Annotated in this window: 26 protein-coding genes; all 26 read left to right on the top strand. The window is 64.1% G+C overall.

The genetic code is table 11. The annotated features are described in order from the left end of the window. Positions 1-2 precede the first annotated feature (2 nt). Positions 3-473, top strand: coding sequence for a 30S ribosomal protein S7 (gene rpsG / locus CHC08_RS27050; RefSeq protein ID WP_012887827.1), 471 nt, complete (start codon positions 3-5; stop codon positions 471-473). Positions 474-560: 87 nt separating this feature from the next. Next, positions 561-2,609 carry an elongation factor G gene (gene fusA, locus CHC08_RS27045; protein WP_420823587.1) on the top strand — a complete coding sequence of 683 codons (2,049 nt, stop codon included), beginning with the start codon at positions 561-563 and terminating at the stop codon, positions 2,607-2,609. Between the two features lie 228 nt (positions 2,610-2,837). Continuing rightward, positions 2,838-4,031: an elongation factor Tu gene (gene tuf, locus CHC08_RS27040; RefSeq protein ID WP_089210185.1), complete on the top strand. Its 1,194-nt coding sequence runs from the start codon at positions 2,838-2,840 to the stop codon at positions 4,029-4,031. Positions 4,032-4,295: 264 nt separating this feature from the next. Then, a complete protein-coding gene (gene rpsJ, locus CHC08_RS27035) occupies positions 4,296-4,604 on the top strand; it encodes a 30S ribosomal protein S10 (protein ID WP_030912931.1) in 309 nt (102 codons plus the stop codon). A gap of 14 nt (positions 4,605-4,618) precedes the next feature. Beyond that, positions 4,619-5,272: a 50S ribosomal protein L3 gene (gene rplC, locus CHC08_RS27030; protein WP_089210184.1), complete on the top strand. Its 654-nt coding sequence runs from the start codon at positions 4,619-4,621 to the stop codon at positions 5,270-5,272. After that, the gene (gene rplD / locus CHC08_RS27025) at positions 5,269-5,916 is read left to right on the top strand and encodes a 50S ribosomal protein L4 (protein ID WP_089210183.1); all 648 of its coding nucleotides are present in this window, start codon (positions 5,269-5,271) and stop codon (positions 5,914-5,916) included. The genes rplC and rplD overlap by 4 nt, the downstream gene beginning before the upstream one ends. After that, on the top strand, positions 5,916-6,218 hold the full coding sequence (gene rplW / locus CHC08_RS27020; protein WP_089210182.1) for a 50S ribosomal protein L23: 303 nt from the start codon (positions 5,916-5,918) through the stop codon (positions 6,216-6,218). Before rplD ends, rplW begins: the two co-directional genes overlap by 1 nt. A 91-nt stretch (positions 6,219-6,309) precedes the next feature. Next, entirely contained in the window at positions 6,310-7,146 is an 837-nt protein-coding gene (gene rplB, locus CHC08_RS27015) for a 50S ribosomal protein L2 (protein WP_089210181.1), read from the top strand. An 11-nt stretch (positions 7,147-7,157) separates the two neighbouring features. Beyond that, complete coding sequence (gene rpsS / locus CHC08_RS27010; RefSeq protein WP_089210180.1) at positions 7,158-7,436, top strand: 30S ribosomal protein S19; 279 nt, start codon at positions 7,158-7,160, stop codon at positions 7,434-7,436. A 31-nt stretch (positions 7,437-7,467) separates the two neighbouring features. Next, positions 7,468-7,821 (top strand): 50S ribosomal protein L22, encoded by a 354-nt coding sequence (rplV, locus tag CHC08_RS27005; RefSeq protein ID WP_089210179.1) that lies wholly within the window; start codon positions 7,468-7,470, stop codon positions 7,819-7,821. Further along, positions 7,821-8,708 (top strand): 30S ribosomal protein S3, encoded by an 888-nt coding sequence (rpsC, locus tag CHC08_RS27000; protein WP_089210178.1) that lies wholly within the window; start codon positions 7,821-7,823, stop codon positions 8,706-8,708. The genes rplV and rpsC overlap by 1 nt, the downstream gene beginning before the upstream one ends. Before the next feature lie 2 nt (positions 8,709-8,710). Then, entirely contained in the window at positions 8,711-9,130 is a 420-nt protein-coding gene (rplP, locus tag CHC08_RS26995; protein ID WP_012887838.1) for a 50S ribosomal protein L16, read from the top strand. Next, positions 9,130-9,366, top strand: a complete 237-nt coding sequence (gene rpmC / locus CHC08_RS26990; RefSeq protein WP_089210232.1) for a 50S ribosomal protein L29 — start codon at positions 9,130-9,132, stop codon at positions 9,364-9,366. Before rplP ends, rpmC begins: the two co-directional genes overlap by 1 nt. Beyond that, positions 9,359-9,646, top strand: a complete 288-nt coding sequence (gene rpsQ, locus CHC08_RS26985) for a 30S ribosomal protein S17 (RefSeq protein WP_089210177.1) — start codon at positions 9,359-9,361, stop codon at positions 9,644-9,646. Before rpmC ends, rpsQ begins: the two co-directional genes overlap by 8 nt. Before the next feature lie 177 nt (positions 9,647-9,823). Continuing rightward, positions 9,824-10,192, top strand: a complete 369-nt coding sequence (rplN, locus tag CHC08_RS26980) for a 50S ribosomal protein L14 (RefSeq protein WP_089210176.1) — start codon at positions 9,824-9,826, stop codon at positions 10,190-10,192. After that, a complete protein-coding gene (gene rplX / locus CHC08_RS26975; protein WP_089210175.1) occupies positions 10,193-10,516 on the top strand; it encodes a 50S ribosomal protein L24 in 324 nt (107 codons plus the stop codon). It begins immediately after the preceding gene. Then, a complete protein-coding gene (gene rplE / locus CHC08_RS26970) occupies positions 10,516-11,085 on the top strand; it encodes a 50S ribosomal protein L5 (protein WP_089210174.1) in 570 nt (189 codons plus the stop codon). Before rplX ends, rplE begins: the two co-directional genes overlap by 1 nt. Positions 11,086-11,087: 2 nt before the next feature. Further along, positions 11,088-11,273 carry a type Z 30S ribosomal protein S14 gene (locus CHC08_RS26965; protein ID WP_089210173.1) on the top strand — a complete coding sequence of 62 codons (186 nt, stop codon included), beginning with the start codon at positions 11,088-11,090 and terminating at the stop codon, positions 11,271-11,273. 133 nt (positions 11,274-11,406) lie between these two features. Continuing rightward, a complete protein-coding gene (gene rpsH / locus CHC08_RS26960) occupies positions 11,407-11,805 on the top strand; it encodes a 30S ribosomal protein S8 (protein ID WP_089210172.1) in 399 nt (132 codons plus the stop codon). A 17-nt stretch (positions 11,806-11,822) separates the two neighbouring features. Further along, complete coding sequence (gene rplF / locus CHC08_RS26955) at positions 11,823-12,365, top strand: 50S ribosomal protein L6 (protein WP_089210171.1); 543 nt, start codon at positions 11,823-11,825, stop codon at positions 12,363-12,365. 2 nt (positions 12,366-12,367) lie between these two features. After that, a complete protein-coding gene (rplR, locus tag CHC08_RS26950) occupies positions 12,368-12,751 on the top strand; it encodes a 50S ribosomal protein L18 (RefSeq protein WP_089210170.1) in 384 nt (127 codons plus the stop codon). Positions 12,752-12,812: 61 nt separating this feature from the next. Continuing rightward, positions 12,813-13,445, top strand: coding sequence for a 30S ribosomal protein S5 (gene rpsE / locus CHC08_RS26945; protein WP_089210169.1), 633 nt, complete (start codon positions 12,813-12,815; stop codon positions 13,443-13,445). A 3-nt stretch (positions 13,446-13,448) separates the two neighbouring features. Then, a complete protein-coding gene (gene rpmD, locus CHC08_RS26940) occupies positions 13,449-13,631 on the top strand; it encodes a 50S ribosomal protein L30 (RefSeq protein ID WP_012887849.1) in 183 nt (60 codons plus the stop codon). Positions 13,632-13,633: 2 nt separating this feature from the next. Then, the gene (rplO, locus tag CHC08_RS26935) at positions 13,634-14,089 is read left to right on the top strand and encodes a 50S ribosomal protein L15 (RefSeq protein ID WP_089210168.1); all 456 of its coding nucleotides are present in this window, start codon (positions 13,634-13,636) and stop codon (positions 14,087-14,089) included. A gap of 176 nt (positions 14,090-14,265) precedes the next feature. After that, on the top strand, positions 14,266-15,585 hold the full coding sequence (gene secY / locus CHC08_RS26930) for a preprotein translocase subunit SecY (RefSeq protein WP_089210167.1): 1,320 nt from the start codon (positions 14,266-14,268) through the stop codon (positions 15,583-15,585). Then, entirely contained in the window at positions 15,585-16,235 is a 651-nt protein-coding gene (locus CHC08_RS26925; RefSeq protein ID WP_089210166.1) for an adenylate kinase, read from the top strand. The genes secY and CHC08_RS26925 overlap by 1 nt, the downstream gene beginning before the upstream one ends. Positions 16,236-16,339: the final 104 nt, after the last annotated feature.

Below are 16,339 nucleotides of genomic sequence, written 5' to 3'. Positions count from 1 at the left end.
GAATGCCTCGCAAGGGTTCTCCTGGCCGTCGTCAGCTCATGGCTGACCCGGTCCACAACTCGCCGCTGGTCACCGCCCTGATCAACAAGGTGCTCCTGGACGGCAAGCGCTCCATCGCCCAGTCCATCGTGTACGGCGCCCTTGAGGGTGCCAAGGAGAAGACCGGCAACGACCCGGTCGTCACCCTGAAGCGCGCGCTGGACAACGTCAAGCCCACTCTTGAGGTCCGCAGCCGCCGTGTCGGTGGCGCGACCTACCAGGTCCCGGTCGAGGTGCGCGCGGCGCGCAGCACCACCCTGGCCCTGCGCTGGCTGGTGCAGTACTCCCGCGCCCGCCGCGAGAAGACCATGACCGAGCGCCTCATGAACGAACTGCTCGATGCCAGCAACGGCCTCGGCGCCAGCGTCAAGAAGCGCGAGGACACCCACAAGATGGCCGAGTCCAACAAGGCCTTCGCCCACTACCGCTGGTAACAGCGGGTTCGACGAGACGACGAGGACGCGAGAGAAGTGGCCACCACGACCGCTCTTGACCTGGCTATGGTCCGTAACATCGGGATCATGGCCCACATCGACGCGGGCAAGACCACGACGACCGAGCGCATCCTGTTCTACACCGGTATCAACTACAAGATCGGTGAAGTCCACGATGGCGCAGCCACGATGGACTGGATGGAGCAGGAGCAGGAGCGTGGTATTACCATCACCTCCGCCGCTACCACCTGCGAATGGCTCGGCCACACGATCAACATCATCGACACGCCGGGCCACGTGGACTTCACGATCGAGGTGGAGCGCTCGCTCCGCGTCCTCGACGGTGCCGTTGCCGTATTCGACGCCGTCGCCGGCGTCGAGCCCCAGTCGGAGACGGTCTGGCGTCAGGCCGACCGCTACGAAGTCCCCCGCATCTGCTTCGTCAACAAGATGGACCGTGTCGGCGCGGAGTTCCACCGCTGCGTAGACATGATGATCAGCCGCCTGCACGCGACCCCCGCGGTCATCCAGCTTCCCTGGGGCGTCGAGGCTGACTTCAAGGGTGTCATCGACCTGGTGAGGATGAAGGGCCTGCTCTGGAGCGCCGAGGCGGCCAAGGGCGAGATGTACGACATCGTCGACATCCCGGCCGACCACGCCGAGACCGCTCGCGAGTGGCGCGACAAGCTCGTTGAGACCGTCTCGGAGAACGATGACGAGCTCATGGGCCTCTTCCTGGAGGGCATCGAGCCCACCGAGGAGCAGCTTGTCGCCGCGATCCGTCGCGCGACGCTGTCCAGCGCCATCAACCCGGTCCTGACCGGCACCGCGTTCAAGAACAAGGGCGTTCAGCCCCTGCTCGACGCGATCGTCGCCTATCTTCCGGCTCCCATCGACCTCAAGCCCTTCAAGGGTCACGCGGTCGGTAAGGAAGACGAGGTCATCGAGCGTCACGCGGACGTGTCCGAGCCTTTCTCCGCACTTGCCTTCAAGATCATGAGCGACCCGCACCTGGGCCGTCTCACCTACATCCGCATCTACTCGGGCACGCTCGAGACCGGCACCGCAGTCGTGAACTCGGTGAAGGGCAAGAAGGAGCGGATCGGCAAGATCTACCAGATGCACGCCAACAAGCGCGAAGAGCGCCCGTCGGCCGTCGCTGGTCAGATCGTCGCCGTCATGGGTCTGAAGGACACCACCACCGGTGACACCCTGGCCGACCCGGCTCACCCCGTGGTCCTGGAGTCGATGAACTTCCCGGCGCCGGTCATCAGCGTCGCCATCGAGCCCAAGACCAAGAGTGACCAGGAGAAGCTGGGCACCGCGATCCAGCGTCTGGCCGAGGAGGACCCGTCCTTCCAGGTCCGTCGTGACGACGAGACCGGGCAGACGGTCATCTGGGGAATGGGTGAGCTCCACCTGGAGATCCTCGTCGACCGGATGCGCCGCGAGTTCCACGTCGAGGCCAACATCGGCCGTCCGCAGGTGGCCTATCGCGAGACCATCCGCCGCAAGGTGGAGAAGATCGACTACGTCCACAAGAAGCAGACCGGTGGTTCCGGCCAGTTCGCCAAGGTCATCATCGACCTTGAGCCGCTGGGCGAGGGCAACGACGGCTACGAGTTCTCCAACAAGGTCTCCGGTGGCCGCATCCCGAGGGAGTACATCCCCTCGGTCGACGCGGGTGCCCAGGAGGCCGCCCAGTTCGGCGTGCTCGCCGGCTACCCCATGGTCGGGGTCAAGGTCACCCTGCAGGACGGTGCCTACCACGAGGTGGACTCGTCCGAAATGGCCTTCAAGATCGCCGGCTCGATGGCCTTCAAGGAGGCCGCGCGCAGGGCGGACGCTGTAATCCTGGAGCCGATGATGGCCGTCGAGGTCACCACGCCCGAGGACTACATGGGTGATGTCATCGGAGACCTCAACAGTCGCCGCGGGCAGATCCAGTCGATGGACGAGCGCTCCGGCGCTCGCATCATCGCGGCGCTCGTGCCGCTCTCTGAGATGTTCGGCTACGTGGGCGACCTCCGTAGCAAGACGCAGGGACGCGCGAGCTACAGCATGCAATTCGACTCCTACGCGGAAGTGCCTGTGCACGTCGCCAAGGAGATCGTCGCGAAGGTGCGGGGCGAGTAAGTCCAGCATCCGTTTCGGTGAGGGTGGCGAGGATCTCGCCGCCCCACCACCGGAGGGGTGCGGGGCGAGTAAGTCCGGCACCCGTTTCGGTGCGGACGGCGAGATATCGCCGCCCAGGCCGAGGGGTGCGGGGCGAGAACCTCTCGTCGGCCGGTTCCGGGAGGAACCGGCTTCCCCAAGCCCGAATAAAAAGACGCAAGTCAAGTCAGAATCTCTAAGGAGAGAGCAGTGGCCAAGGCCAAGTTCGAGCGGACCAAGCCGCACGTAAACATCGGCACCATTGGGCACATCGACCACGGCAAGACCACTCTGACCGCGGCGATCACCAAGGTACTCCACGACCGTTTCCCGAACCTCAACGAGGCGACCGCGTTCGACAAGATCGACAAGGCGCCCGAGGAGAAGGCTCGTGGTATCACGATCTCCATCGCGCACGTCGAGTACCAGACCGAGAAGCGCCACTATGCCCACGTGGACTGCCCCGGTCACGCCGACTACGTGAAGAACATGATCACCGGTGCGGCTCAGATGGACGGCGCGATCCTCGTGGTCGCCGCCACCGACGGTCCGATGCCGCAGACGAAGGAGCACGTCCTCCTGGCCCGCCAGGTCGGCGTCCCCTACATCGTGGTTGCCCTTAACAAGGCCGACATGGTGGACGACGAGGAGATCCTGGAGCTCGTCGAGCTCGAGGTCCGTGAGCTTCTCTCGGCTCAGGAGTTCCCCGGCGACGACCTGCCCGTGGTTCGCGTCTCGGCGCTGAAGGCGCTCGAGGGCGACAAGGAGTGGGGCGACTCCATCATCGCGCTCATGGACGCTGTGGACGAGAGCGTCCCCCAGCCGACCCGTGAGACCGAGAAGCCGTTCCTCATGCCGATCGAGGACGTCTTCTCGATCACCGGCCGCGGCACCGTCGTGACCGGTCGTATCGAGCGTGGCATCGTCAAGGTCAACGAGACTGTCGACATCATCGGCATCAAGGAGACCAAGACCACCACCACGGTCACCGGTGTCGAGATGTTCCGCAAGCTGCTCGACGAGGGCCAGGCGGGCGACAACGTCGGTCTGCTCCTCCGCGGCATCAAGCGTGAGGACGTCGAGCGCGGCCAGTGCATCATCAAGCCGGGCACGACCACCCCGCACACCGAGTTCGAGGCTCAGGTCTACATCCTGTCGAAGGACGAGGGTGGCCGCCACACGCCGTTCTTCAACAACTACCGTCCTCAGTTCTACTTCCGTACGACTGACGTGACCGGTGTTGTGACTCTGCCCGAGGGCACCGAGATGGTCATGCCCGGTGACAACACCGAGATGAACGTCGCCCTCATCCAGCCCATCGCGATGGAGGACGGACTCAAGTTCGCCATCCGCGAGGGTGGCCGCACCGTTGGTGCGGGTCGCGTTACCAAGATTCTCAAGTAAGACGATCGCGGAGTGGCGGTCGGCCCTCATCGCAGGGCCGGCCGCCGCACCACAAGGGGGTTCGTGCCGTAAGGCACGCACCTTCACAAAGTCCCACGAACCGTGATCTCGCAGTTGGTTCGGCCGCACGATGACCGAAGTAACTGCCAGATCACGGAAGAAAGCGCAGATCAACAGCGTCTGCTACGTGGGGTTTGGCAATGAACGGCGGCAACAGGCCGCATGTAACTTTTTCAGACGACAGCGAAGGACACCGAGGCCATTATGGCGGGACAGAAGATCCGCATTCGGCTCAAGGCCTATGACCACGAGGTCATCGACGTCTCGGCCAAGAAGATCGTCGAGACGGTGACAAGGACTGGCGCCAAGGTCGCAGGCCCGGTGCCGCTGCCGACCGAGAAGAACGTGTATTGCGTCATCCGCTCGCCGCACAAGTACAAGGACAGCCGCGAGCACTTTGAGATGCGCACGCACAAGCGGCTCATTGACATCATCGATCCCACGCCGAAGACGGTCGACTCGCTTATGCGACTCGACCTCCCCGCCGGCGTTGACATCTCGATCAAGCTCTGAGGGAACGCACTGACATGGCTAAGCAGATCAAGGGCGTCCTGGGCAAGAAGCTCGGCATGACCCAGGTCTTCGACGCAGACAACCGGATGGTCCCGGTGACCGTCGTCGAAGCAGGTCCGTGCGTCGTGACCCGCGTCCGCACCCCCGAGAAGGACGGCTATTCCGCCGTGCAGCTCGGCTTCGGGCAGGTCGACCCGCGGAAGGTCAACAAGCCGCTCGGCGACTACCTGCGCAAGCACGACATCACCCCGCGCCGGTATTTCACGGAGATTCGCACCGACGACGCCGGCAACTACACGCTCGGCCAAGAGCTTCTGGCCGACACCTTCGAAGCCGGCCAGTTCGTCGACGTGACGGGCAAGAGCAAGGGCAAGGGCTTCGCCGGCGTCATGAAGCGTCACGGGTTCAAGGGCCTGGGCGCTTCGCACGGCACGCAGCGCAAGCACCGTTCGCCGGGTTCCATCGGCGGCTGCTCCACTCCGGGCCGGGTCTTCAAGGGCGTACGGATGGCCGGTCGGATGGGTAACGTCCGCACCACCATCCAGAGCCTGAAGGTCCACGCCGTGGACGTCGAGAAGGGTCTCATCCTGATCAAGGGTGCTATCCCCGGCGCCAACGGCAGCCTGGTTCTCGTCCGTACCGCTGCCAAGAAGGGGGCTGCCAAGTGAGCACCATTGACGTCCTCGACGTGAGCGGGACGAAGACCGGCACCGTTGACCTTCCCGAAGACGTCTTCGGCGCGAAGGTCAATGTTCCGCTGATTCACCAGGTTGTCGTGGCGCAGCTCGCCGCTCGTCGGCAGGGCACCCACAAGGCCAAGACTCGTGGCGAGGTCCGCGGCGGTGGCAAGAAGCCGTACCGCCAGAAGGGCACCGGTCGCGCCCGTCAGGGTTCGACCCGCGCCCCGCAGTTCGCAGGCGGTGGCGTCGTCCACGGCCCGCAGCCGCGTGACTACAGCCAGAAGACTCCCAAGAAGATGAAGGCCGCCGCTCTGCGTGGCGCCCTCTCGGACAGGGCGACCGGCGGCCGCGTTCACGTGGTCAGCGGTCTGGTCGCGGGGGAGACCCCGAAGACCAAGGCGGCTCTCGAGTCGCTGCGCAAGATCACGCAGACTCGTAGCGTCCTGGTCGTCGTCGACGAGGGCGATGAGCTCACCTGGCTGAGCCTGCGCAATGCTCCCGAGGTCCATCTGCTGGATGCCGGGCAGCTGAACACGTACGACGTGCTCTGCTACGACGACGTCGTTTTCACTCAGGAGGCGTACGACCAGGTCGTCACGCGTCTGAGCAAGAGCGGGAAGGAAGACGCCTGATGGAGAAGATCGCCGACCCGCGCGACATCATCATCAAGCCGGTTGTCTCCGAGAAGAGCTACGGCCTGATCGACGAGCACAACAAGTACACGTTCCTGGTGCGGAAGACGGCCAACAAGACGCAGGTCAAGATCGCAGTTGAGAAGATCTTCGGCGTCAAGGTGGCCAGCGTCAACACCATCAACCGCCAGGGCAAGCGCAAGCGGACCAAGTTCGGTCACGGTCAGCGCCCCAGCACCAAGCGAGCAATCGTGAGCCTGGTCGAGGGAGACCGAATTGACATCTTCGGCCAGATCGGCTGACCCGCTCGCTCAGTAAGTACAGGGAGAGCGCCCCTTGCCAGTAGGCAAGGGGCATTCGACCAGATTAACCGACGAAGGATGAACGAATAAGATGGGCATCCGTAAACTCAAGCCGACGACCCCGGGTCGCCGCGGCGCCAGCGTCTCGGACTTTGCCGAGATCACGCGCAGCACGCCCGAGAAGTCGCTGCTTGCACCCCTGCACAGCAAGGGTGGCCGTAACGTCCACGGCCGAGTCACCACCCGCCACCAGGGTGGCGGTCACAAGCGCGCCTACCGGATCATTGATTTCCGGCGCCACGACAAGGACGGGATTCCGGCCAAGGTCGCTCACATCGAGTACGACCCGAACCGTACCTCCCGTATCGCGCTGCTGCACTTTGCCGACGGGGAGAAGCGCTACATCCTCTGCCCGACCGGTCTCAAGCAGGGCGACAAGATTGAAAACGGCCCCACGGCCGACATCAAGCCGGGCAACTGCCTGCCGTTGCGCAACATCCCGACCGGTACCTTCATCCACGCGGTGGAGCTCCGTCCGGGCGGTGGCGCCAAGCTGGGCCGGTCCGCCGGTGCGCAGATTCAGCTCCTCGCCAAGGAAGGTCAGTACGCCACGCTGCGTATGCCCTCCGGCGAGATGCGCCAGGTCGACGTTCGCTGCCGGGCCTCCATCGGCCAGGTCGGCAACGCCGAGCAGGGCAACATCAACTGGGGCAAGGCCGGCCGTATGCGGTGGAAGGGCAAGCGCCCCACCGTCCGCGGTGTCGCGATGAACCCGGTCGACCACCCGCATGGTGGTGGTGAGGGTAAGACCTCCGGCGGTCGTCACCCGGTTAACCCGAAGGGCAAGCCCGAGGGTCGTACTCGTGCGGCGAACAAGGCCAGCGACCGGCTGATCATCCGTCGTCGGACCAAGCGGAAGAAGCGGTAGGAGCAGCCAAAATGCCACGTAGCCTTAAGAAGGGTCCCTTCGTGGACGACCACCTTCAGAAGAAGGTAGACGTCCAGAACGAGAAGGGCACCAAAAACGTCATCAAGACGTGGTCGCGGCGCTCCATGATCGTGCCCGACATGCTCGGTCACACGATCGCCGTTCACGACGGTCGCAAGCACGTCCCGGTGTTTGTCACCGAGGCGATGATCGGCCACAAGCTGGGCGAGTTCGCGCCGACGCGGACGTTCCGCAGCCACGTCAAGGAAGACCGCCGCAGCCGGCGGTAAGCGCCTTAGAAGAAGGTAAGAGGAGTAAGCGATGGAAGCCAGGGCTCAGGTGCGATTTGCGCGCCACACGCCCATGAAGGCCCGCCGTGTGGTGGACCTCATTCGCGGGCTGCCCGCTTCGGAGGCGCAGGCCGTGCTGCAGTTCGCTCCCCAGTCGGCGAGCGAGACCGTGTACAAGGTGCTGTCCAGCGCCATTGCCAACGCGGAGCACAACTTCAAGCTCGACCGCGGCACGCTCTTCGTGAGCCGTGCGTGGGTCGACGAAGGCCCGACGCTGAAGCGGTTCCGTCCCCGCGCCCAGGGTCGTGCCTATCGGATCAACAAGCGGACCAGCCACATCACCGTGATCGTGGAGTCCCGCGAGCCGAAGGGGAGGACCCGCTAGTGGGTCAGAAGGTTAACCCGCACGGGTTCCGCCTCGGCATCACGACCGACTTCAAGAGCCGGTGGTATGCCGACAAGCTCTATAAGTCGTACGTTGCCGAGGATGTGGCGATCCGTCGCATGCTCAAAAAGGGCATGGAGCGGGCCGGCATCTCCAAGGTGGAGATCGAGCGGACCACCGACCGGGTACAGGTCGACATTCACACCGCCCGTCCGGGCATCGTCATCGGCCGCCGCGGCGCCGAGGCGGACCGGATCCGCGGTGACCTCGAGAAGCTGACCAAGAAGCAGGTCCAGCTGAACATCCTCGAGGTCAAGAACCCCGAGATCGACGCTCAGCTCGTCGCTCAGGGTGTGGCCGAGCAGCTGTCCAGCCGTGTCTCGTTCCGTCGAGCCATGCGCAAGGCGATGCAGTCGGCCATGAAGAGCGGCGCCAAGGGCATCCGGGTGCAGTGCTCCGGTCGTCTGGGCGGCGCTGAGATGTCTCGTTCGGAGTTCTACCGCGAGGGCCGCGTGCCCCTGCACACGCTCCGTGCGGACATCGACTACGGCCTCTACGAGGCCCGTACCACCTTCGGCCGTATCGGCGTGAAGGTGTGGATCTACAAGGGTGAGGCTCCGACCAGCCGCGCCGAGCGTGAGGCGGCTGCCGCCGGCGCTCGTGCGGGCCAGCGCCGTGACCGTGACGACCGTCGCGGCCCCGGTGCGGGTGGCGGTGCCGGCGGCGGTGACCGTCCCCGTCGTGGCGGCGGCCCCGGTGCCGGTGGCGCTCGTCGTGGTGGCGGCGCAGGCGGTGGCCGTGGCGACCGCGCACCCAGGACTGAGGCGGCCTCGCAGGCTGCCCCCGAGACCGGCCCGGCTGCGCAGCCGGGTGCTGAAGGGAGCTGACCATGCTGATCCCGCGCAGGGTCAAGCACCGCAAGCAGCACCGGCCCGACCGTCACGGAGCCGCCAAGGGCGGCACCAGGGTCGTGTTCGGCGAGTTCGGCATTCAGGCGCTTGAGCACTCCTATGTGACCAACCGTCAGATCGAGTCGGCTCGTATTGCCATGACCCGCCACATCAAGCGTGGCGGCAAGGTCTGGATCAACATCTACCCGGACCGTCCCCTCACCAAGAAGCCCGCCGAGACCCGCATGGGTTCCGGTAAGGGTTCACCTGAGTGGTGGATCGCCAACGTCAAGCCCGGTCGCGTCATGTTCGAGCTGTCGGGTGTCGCTGAGCCGGTGGCTCGCGAGGCCCTGCGTCGTGCGATGCACAAGCTCCCCATGAAGTGCCGGTTCGTTAAGCGTGAAGTAGGTGAGGCGTGATGGCTAAGGGCCTGACCGCCGGTGAGCTGCGGGTGGAAGACCAGGACACTCTGGTCAAGAAGCTGAAGGAAGCCAAGGAGGAGCTGTTCAACCTCCGCTTCCAGGCTGCGACCGGCCAGTTGGAGAGCCACGGGCGGCTGCGTGCCGTTCGCCGCGAGATCGCCCGTATCTACACCGTGATGCGCGAGCGGGAGCTCGGCATTGTAACGGTTGAGAAGGAGTCGATCGATGGCTGAGACCGAGACCACTGAGGCAACGACCGAGGCGCGGAATTACCGCAAGACCCGTGAGGGTCTGGTCGTCAGTGACAAGATGGACAAGACTGTCGTGGTCGCCGTTGAGGACCGCGTCAAGCACCCCCTGTACGGCAAGGTCATCCGTCGGACGACCAAGTACAAGGCGCACGACGAGGCCAACGCCTGTGGCGTTGGTGACCGGGTTCTCCTGATGGAGACCCGGCCGCTGTCCGCCAGCAAGCGCTGGCGAGTCATCGAGATCCTCGAGAAGGCCAAGTAAGCAACGCGCCTCGTGGGGGTGGCCCAGCCACCCCCACGGCGGTGTCCAAGGGGGCGAAGTAATCTTCGTCTCGCCTGCGACGGCGGTTGGTTCAGCTGACGTCGGAGGAAAAAGACCCCATCGGTTCCGCAAGGCTCACCCACTGGGTGAGAACCAGCGAGACAAACAGGAGTACAAGTGATCCAGCAGGAGTCGCGACTCAAGGTCGCCGACAACACTGGTGCAAAGGAAGTTCTTTGCATCCGTGTGCTCGGTGGCTCGGGTCGGCGCTACGCGGGAATTGGCGACATCATCGTCGCCACAGTCAAGGACGCCATCCCTGGCGGCACCGTGAAGAAGGGCGACGTCGTCAAGGCTGTCATCGTCCGTACTGTCAAGGAGCGCCGCCGGCCCGACGGCTCCTACATCCGCTTCGACGAGAACGCCGCCGTCATCATCAAGGACAGCGGTGACCCTCGTGGCACGCGTATCTTCGGTCCCGTCGGGCGTGAGCTGCGTGAGAAGAAGTTCATGCGCATCATCTCGCTCGCGCCGGAGGTGTTGTAAATGCCGAAGCTTCATGTGAAAAAGGGTGACCTCGTACTGGTCATCGCCGGTAAGGACAAGGGTGCCAAGGGCCGTGTGATCGCCGCCCACCCGCGCGAGGACCGCGTGGTGGTCGAAGGCGTCAACATGGTCAAGAAGCACTCCAAGGAGACCAACGAGGGCCCGCGCGGCGCCAAGACCGGCGGCGTGCAGACCATGGAGGCTCCCATCCACGTGAGCAACGTCAAGAAGCTCAAGGATGACGAGAAGCCTGCCAAGGACGAGAAGCCTGCCAAGAAGGAGTCGGCCAAGGCCGCTTCTGACGAGTCGGGTGAGGACAACTGATGACCGCGAACACTGAAGAGCGGACCCTTCCGCGGCTCAAGCAGCGCTATCGCGAGGAAATCATCGCGAAGCTGAATGAGCAGTTCGGGTTCGAGAACATCATGCTGGTGCCCACGATCACCAAGATCAAGGTGAACATGGGTGTCGGCGAGGCCGCGCGCGACTCGAAGCTCATCGACGGCGCCGTCCGCGACCTCACCGTGATCACCGGTCAGAAGCCGGCGGTCGTCCGGGCCCGCAAGTCCATCGCCCAGTTCAAGCTGCGCGAGGGCATGCCGATCGGTGCGCACGTCACGCTGCGCGGCGACCGCATGTGGGAGTTCCTGGACCGGCTGCTCTCACTGGCGCTGCCGCGTATCCGTGACTTCCGCGGCCTGTCGCCCAAGCAGTTCGACGGCAACGGGAACTACACCTTCGGTCTCACCGAGCAGGTCATGTTCCACGAGATCGACCAGGACAAGGTCGATCGCCAGCGTGGTATGGACATCACCGTCGTGACCACCGCTAAGACCGACGACCAGGGCCGGGCGCTGCTGAAGCTCCTCGGCTTTCCGTTCAAGGAGGCCTGATCATGGCGAAGACATCGCTCAAGGTCAAGGCTGCTCGCAAGCCCAAGTTCGAGGTCCGGGGTTACACTCGGTGCTCGCGCTGTGGACGTCCCCGCGCGGTTTACAAGAAGTTCGGCCTGTGCCGTATCTGCTTCCGCGAGATGGCGCACCGAGGCGAGCTGCCTGGCATCACCAAGTCGAGCTGGTAGCAGTCCGCGCGGAGAGATCCGCATGGCGCCGCCACCCCGTACATAGAAGTCGTATTCACCGGACGCTGTTTCAAGCGCCCATGACCGCACCGTAGGTCCCTTGTGGAAACCGCGGTGAGGAAGGCCACCGGCCATGACGATGACTGACCCGATCGCAGACATGTTGACCCGTCTGCGAAACGCGAACTCGGCTTACCACGACACCGTGGCGATGCCGTACTCGAAGATCAAGGCGCATATCGCCGAGATCCTCCAGCAGGAGGGTTACATCCAGACCTGGACCGTCGAAGACGCCAAGGTCGGAAAGAACCTCGTGGTGGAGCTCAAGTTCGGGCCGACCCGTGAGCGATCGCTCTCGGGCCTGCGCCGGGTTTCCAAGCCCGGCCTGCGGGTCTATGCAAAGAAAGACAACCTGCCTCGAGTCCTGGGTGGACTGGGCGTCGCGATCATCTCGACGTCCGGTGGCCTCATGACGGACAAGCAGGCCGGCAAGCGTGGAGTGGGCGGGGAAGTCCTCGCCTTCGTTTGGTAGAGGGGAGAAATCACAGCATGTCGAGAATCGGACGGCTGCCCATCCCTGTACCGAACGGCGTGGACGTCGCCATCGACGGCCGGGACGTCACGGTCAAGGGCCCCAAGGGCACACTTTCTCACACGATCGCTGAGCCGATCGAGATCGCCAAGGGCGATGACGGCACTCTTGCCGTCACGCGCCCCAACGATGAAAACAAGGTTCGTGCGCTGCACGGCCTGTCCCGCACGCTGGTCGCCAACATGGTGCTCGGTGTGACTCAGGGCTACTCCAAGACCCTCGAAATCGTGGGTGTTGGTTACCGCGTTCAGGCCAAGAGCCCGACTCAGCTCGAGTTCGCTCTGGGCTTCAGTCACCCGGTGATCATTGACGCTCCCGAGGGTGTCTCCTTCCGCGTCGAAAGGCCGACGCTGTTCCACGTGGACGGCATCGACAAGCAGAAGGTCGGCGAGATCGCCGCAAACATCCGCAAGTTGCGCAAGCCTGACCCGTACAAGGGCAAGGGCGTGCGTTACCAGGGTGAAGTTATCCGCCGCAAGGTCGGAAAGGCTGGTAAGTAGGCATGGCTGGCAAGACTGCGTTCGGCAAGCACACGGCCGCCCGCGCCGTCTCGCGGGCCCGCCGCCACGGCCGAGTCCGCAAGAAGGTTGTTGGCACGGCCACGCGTCCGCGTTTGGTCGTCAACCGCTCCACGAGGCACCTCTTCGTCCAGATCGTCGACGACGCCCAGGGCCACACGCTGGTGAGCGCTTCCACCATGGACGCTTCCCTTCGTACGGCAGAGGGTGCCAAGACGGACAAGGCGAAGCAGGTCGGCGAGCTTCTCGCTCAGCGGGCCAAGGCAGCCGGGATCACCGCGGTGGTGTTCGACCGCGGTGGAAACCGCTACGCGGGCCGCATCGCGGCCCTCGCGGACAGCGCCCGCGAAGGCGGGCTGGAGTTCTGATGACTCCCTCCCGTGGATCGCAACCGATGGCCCGTTTTACGAGTGAGAAGAGGAACCACTAATGGCTGGAGCACCGCGTCGCGGTGGCGCCGCCGGTGGCGAGCGGCGTGACGGTCGTCGTGACGACCGTCGCGGTGGCAACGCTGACAAGGGCGTTTCGTACATCGAGCGCGTCGTAAAGATCAACCGAGTGGCCAAGGTCGTGAAGGGTGGTCGTCGCTTCAGCTTCACCGCCCTCGTCATCGTCGGTGACGGCAACGGCATGGTCGGCGTCGGCTACGGCAAGGCCAAGGAAGTGCCCGCGGCGATCGCCAAGGGTGTCGAAGAGGCCAAGAAGAGTTTCTTCAAGGTCCCTCGCATCCAGGGCACCATCCCGCACATCGTGCAGGGTGAAAGGGCCGCCGGGGTCGTGTTCCTCCGTCCGGCCTCTCCCGGTACCGGCGTCATCGCCGGTGGCCCGGTGCGCGCCGTACTGGAGTGCGCCGGCATCCACGACGTGCTGTCCAAGTCGCTCGGCTCGGACAACCCGATCAACATCGTGCACGCGACCGTGGCCGCTCTGAAGGGCCTCAGCCGCCCCGAGGAGATCGCGGCCCGTCGTGGCCTGCCGATCGAGGACGTCGCTCCCAAGCGCATGCTCAGGGCTCGCGCCGAGGGCATCGCAGAGGCCGCGGCGGCTAGGGCGGTGAGCTAGCCGATGGCACGCCTGAAGATTACCCAGGTCCGCTCGAAGATCGGCGGCAAGCAGAACCAGCGTGACTCGCTGCGTTCGCTCGGTCTGAAGCGAATCGGCGATGTCGTCGTCAAGGAGGACCGCCCGGAGATCCGTGGCATGGTCACCGTGGTGACGCACCTTGTCACCGTGGAAGAGGTCGACTAGACATGGCAGAAAACACTCCGCTCCGTATCCACCACCTGCGTCCGGCTCCGGGCTCCAACAAGTCGAAGGTCCGTAAGGGCCGCGGCGAGGCGTCCAAGGGCAAGACCTCCGGTCGTGGCACCAAGGGCACGAGGGCCAGAAACAAGGTCCCCCTCGGCTTCGAGGGTGGTCAGGTTCCGCTTCAGCGGCGTCTGCCCAAGTTCAAGGGCTTCTCCAACGCCCTGTTCAAGACGACCTACCAGGTCGTCAACCTGGACAGGCTCGGCGAGCTGTTCCCCGAAGGTGGGGACGTTACCGTCGAGACGCTCGTTGCCAACGGTGCCGTCCGGAAGAACCAGCTTGTCAAGGTTCTGGGAACCGGCGACATCTCTGTGGCGTTGAACGTGCAGGCGCACGCCTTCTCCAAGAGTGCCAAGGAGAAGATCGCTGCTGCCGGGGGCTCCGTCTCCGAGCTGTAGGTATCACCACGCGGCGCGGAGGCTCATAATGGGCCTCCGCGCCCGTAGTGCGTTAGAGTTCGCTGGACAGTGGGCCTCGACTCATTTCCTTGGGTTCGCTGACTTGAGATGGCAAAGATGGATTACCCCCGCACCATCGCTGACCGACCTCGCCTTTTAGGCGCGCAGGAGGGACCGTGCTGACCGCGTTTACCCGAGCGTTCCGTACGCCGGACCTGCGTAAGAAGTTGCTCTTCACCTTGGGCATCATCGCGCTGTTCCGACTTGGGTCGGTTTTTCCGACCCCGGGTGTACATACCGAGAACATCAGCCGCTGTCTCACTCAGGCGCAGGCCGGAACCAGCGGCAACATTTATGGAATGGTGCAGCTGTTCAGCGGCGGCGCCCTGCTGAAACTTTCAGTGTTCGCGCTCGGCATCATGCCGTACATCACCGCGAGCATCATCCTTCAGCTCCTGGTCGTGGTCATCCCGCGTCTGGAGGCCCTCAAGAAGGAGGGCCAGGCCGGTCAGACCAAGATCACACAGTACACGCGTTACCTTACGGTCGGCCTGGCGATTCTCCAGTCGACCGCCTTCATCGCCCTGGCACGCAGCGGGCAGCTGTTCCCACAGTGTCGTGAAGACATTCTTCTCGACAAGGACAACGTCTTCTCCATCACGGTGATGGTGCTGACGATGACCGCCGGAACCGCCGTCATCATGTGGCTGGGCGAGCTGCTCACCGACCGTGGTGTCGGTAACGGCATGTCCATCCTGATCTTCACCCAGGTCATCGCGGTCTTCCCGTCCGAACTGGTGACGATCGCCCAGACCAAGGGTCTTTTCGTCTTCGCCGTGGTCATGGTGACCGGTATCGCGATGATCGCCTTGGTGGTCATGGTCGAGCAGGCCCAGCGACGGGTTCCGGTGCAGTACGCCAAGCGGATGGTCGGACGCCGGATGTACGGCGGTACCTCGACCTACATCCCGCTGAAGGTGAACCAGGCCGGCATCATCCCGGTCATCTTCGCCTCCTCGTTGCTGTACCTTCCGCAGCTGGTCACGTCGCTCTTCAGCAACGCCCAGGAAGCGCCGAATCCGATCGTCCAGTGGATCTCACAGGAGTTCGGCGGCGGCGGCACCACGCCGACGTACATGATCACGTTCTTCCTGTTGATCGTCTTCTTCACTTACTTCTACGTGTCCATTACCTTCAACCCCGTTGAAGTCGCTGACAACATGAAGAAGTACGGTGGGTTCATCCCGGGTATCCGCCCGGGCCGGCCGACGGCTGAGTACTTGAACTTCGTGCTCACGCGACTCACCGCTCCTGGCGCGCTGTATCTGGGCCTGATCTCCATGGTGCCGATCGTCGCGTTGGCGCTCGTCGGTGCGAGTCAGAACTTCCCGTTCGGAGGGACGAGCATTCTGATCATGGTTGGTGTCGGCCTTGACACCGTGAAGCAGATCGAGAGCCAGCTGCAGCAGCGCAACTACGAAGGCTTCCTGAAATAGTGCGTCTCGTCCTGGTCGGGCCCCCCGGAGCGGGTAAGGGGACACAAGCCCAGTTCGTCGCATCGAACCTGTCCATCCCGAAGATCTCGACAGGTGACATCTTCCGCGCCAATGTCTCGGGTGGCACGGAGCTCGGCAAGCTTGCCAAGGAATACATGGACCGCGGCGACCTCGTACCCGACGAGGTCACCATCGCGATGGTCCGTGACCGCCTCTCGGAGAGCGACGCGCAGGACGGTTTCCTGCTCGACGGCTTCCCCAGGAACGTGCCCCAGGCCGAGATCCTGAAGAAGATGCTCGCTGAGTTCGGGGTCGGTCTGGACCTCGTCTTGGAGCTCGTGGTCGACGACGAGGAGGTCGTCCGCCGGCTGGCAGGTCGTCGCACCTGCAGTCAGTGCGGTCGTATCTGGCATGTCGATTTCGACGACAAGAAGGACGACGTCTGCGACGCCTGCAACGGACGGCTTTACCAGCGGGACGACGACAAGGAGCAGACCGTTCGGCACCGGCTGGAGGTCTACCAGGAGCAGACCGCCCCGCTGGTGTCCTTCTACGCCGACGAGGGCATCCTGGTCGGCGTGGATGCGACCGGTCCGGTGGAAGAGGTCACCCAGCGTGCGATGGAGGCTCTGAGCCCGTTCGCCGATTAAAGATATTTGTCCAGTACGCCATCCATGGGTTCCCATGGGTGGCGTGCTGTCGTTTAGGGCAGAATCGGGGGAATTGAGCTCTCCGATCGCCCGTTGAACCACCC

It is taken from the genome of Streptosporangium subroseum (genome assembly GCF_900188345.1).
Taxonomy (GTDB): Bacteria; Actinomycetota; Actinomycetes; order Streptosporangiales; family Streptosporangiaceae; genus Streptosporangium; species Streptosporangium subroseum.
Note: the sequence above shows the minus strand (reverse complement) of the source record. Positions and strands in the feature narration are given on the sequence as shown.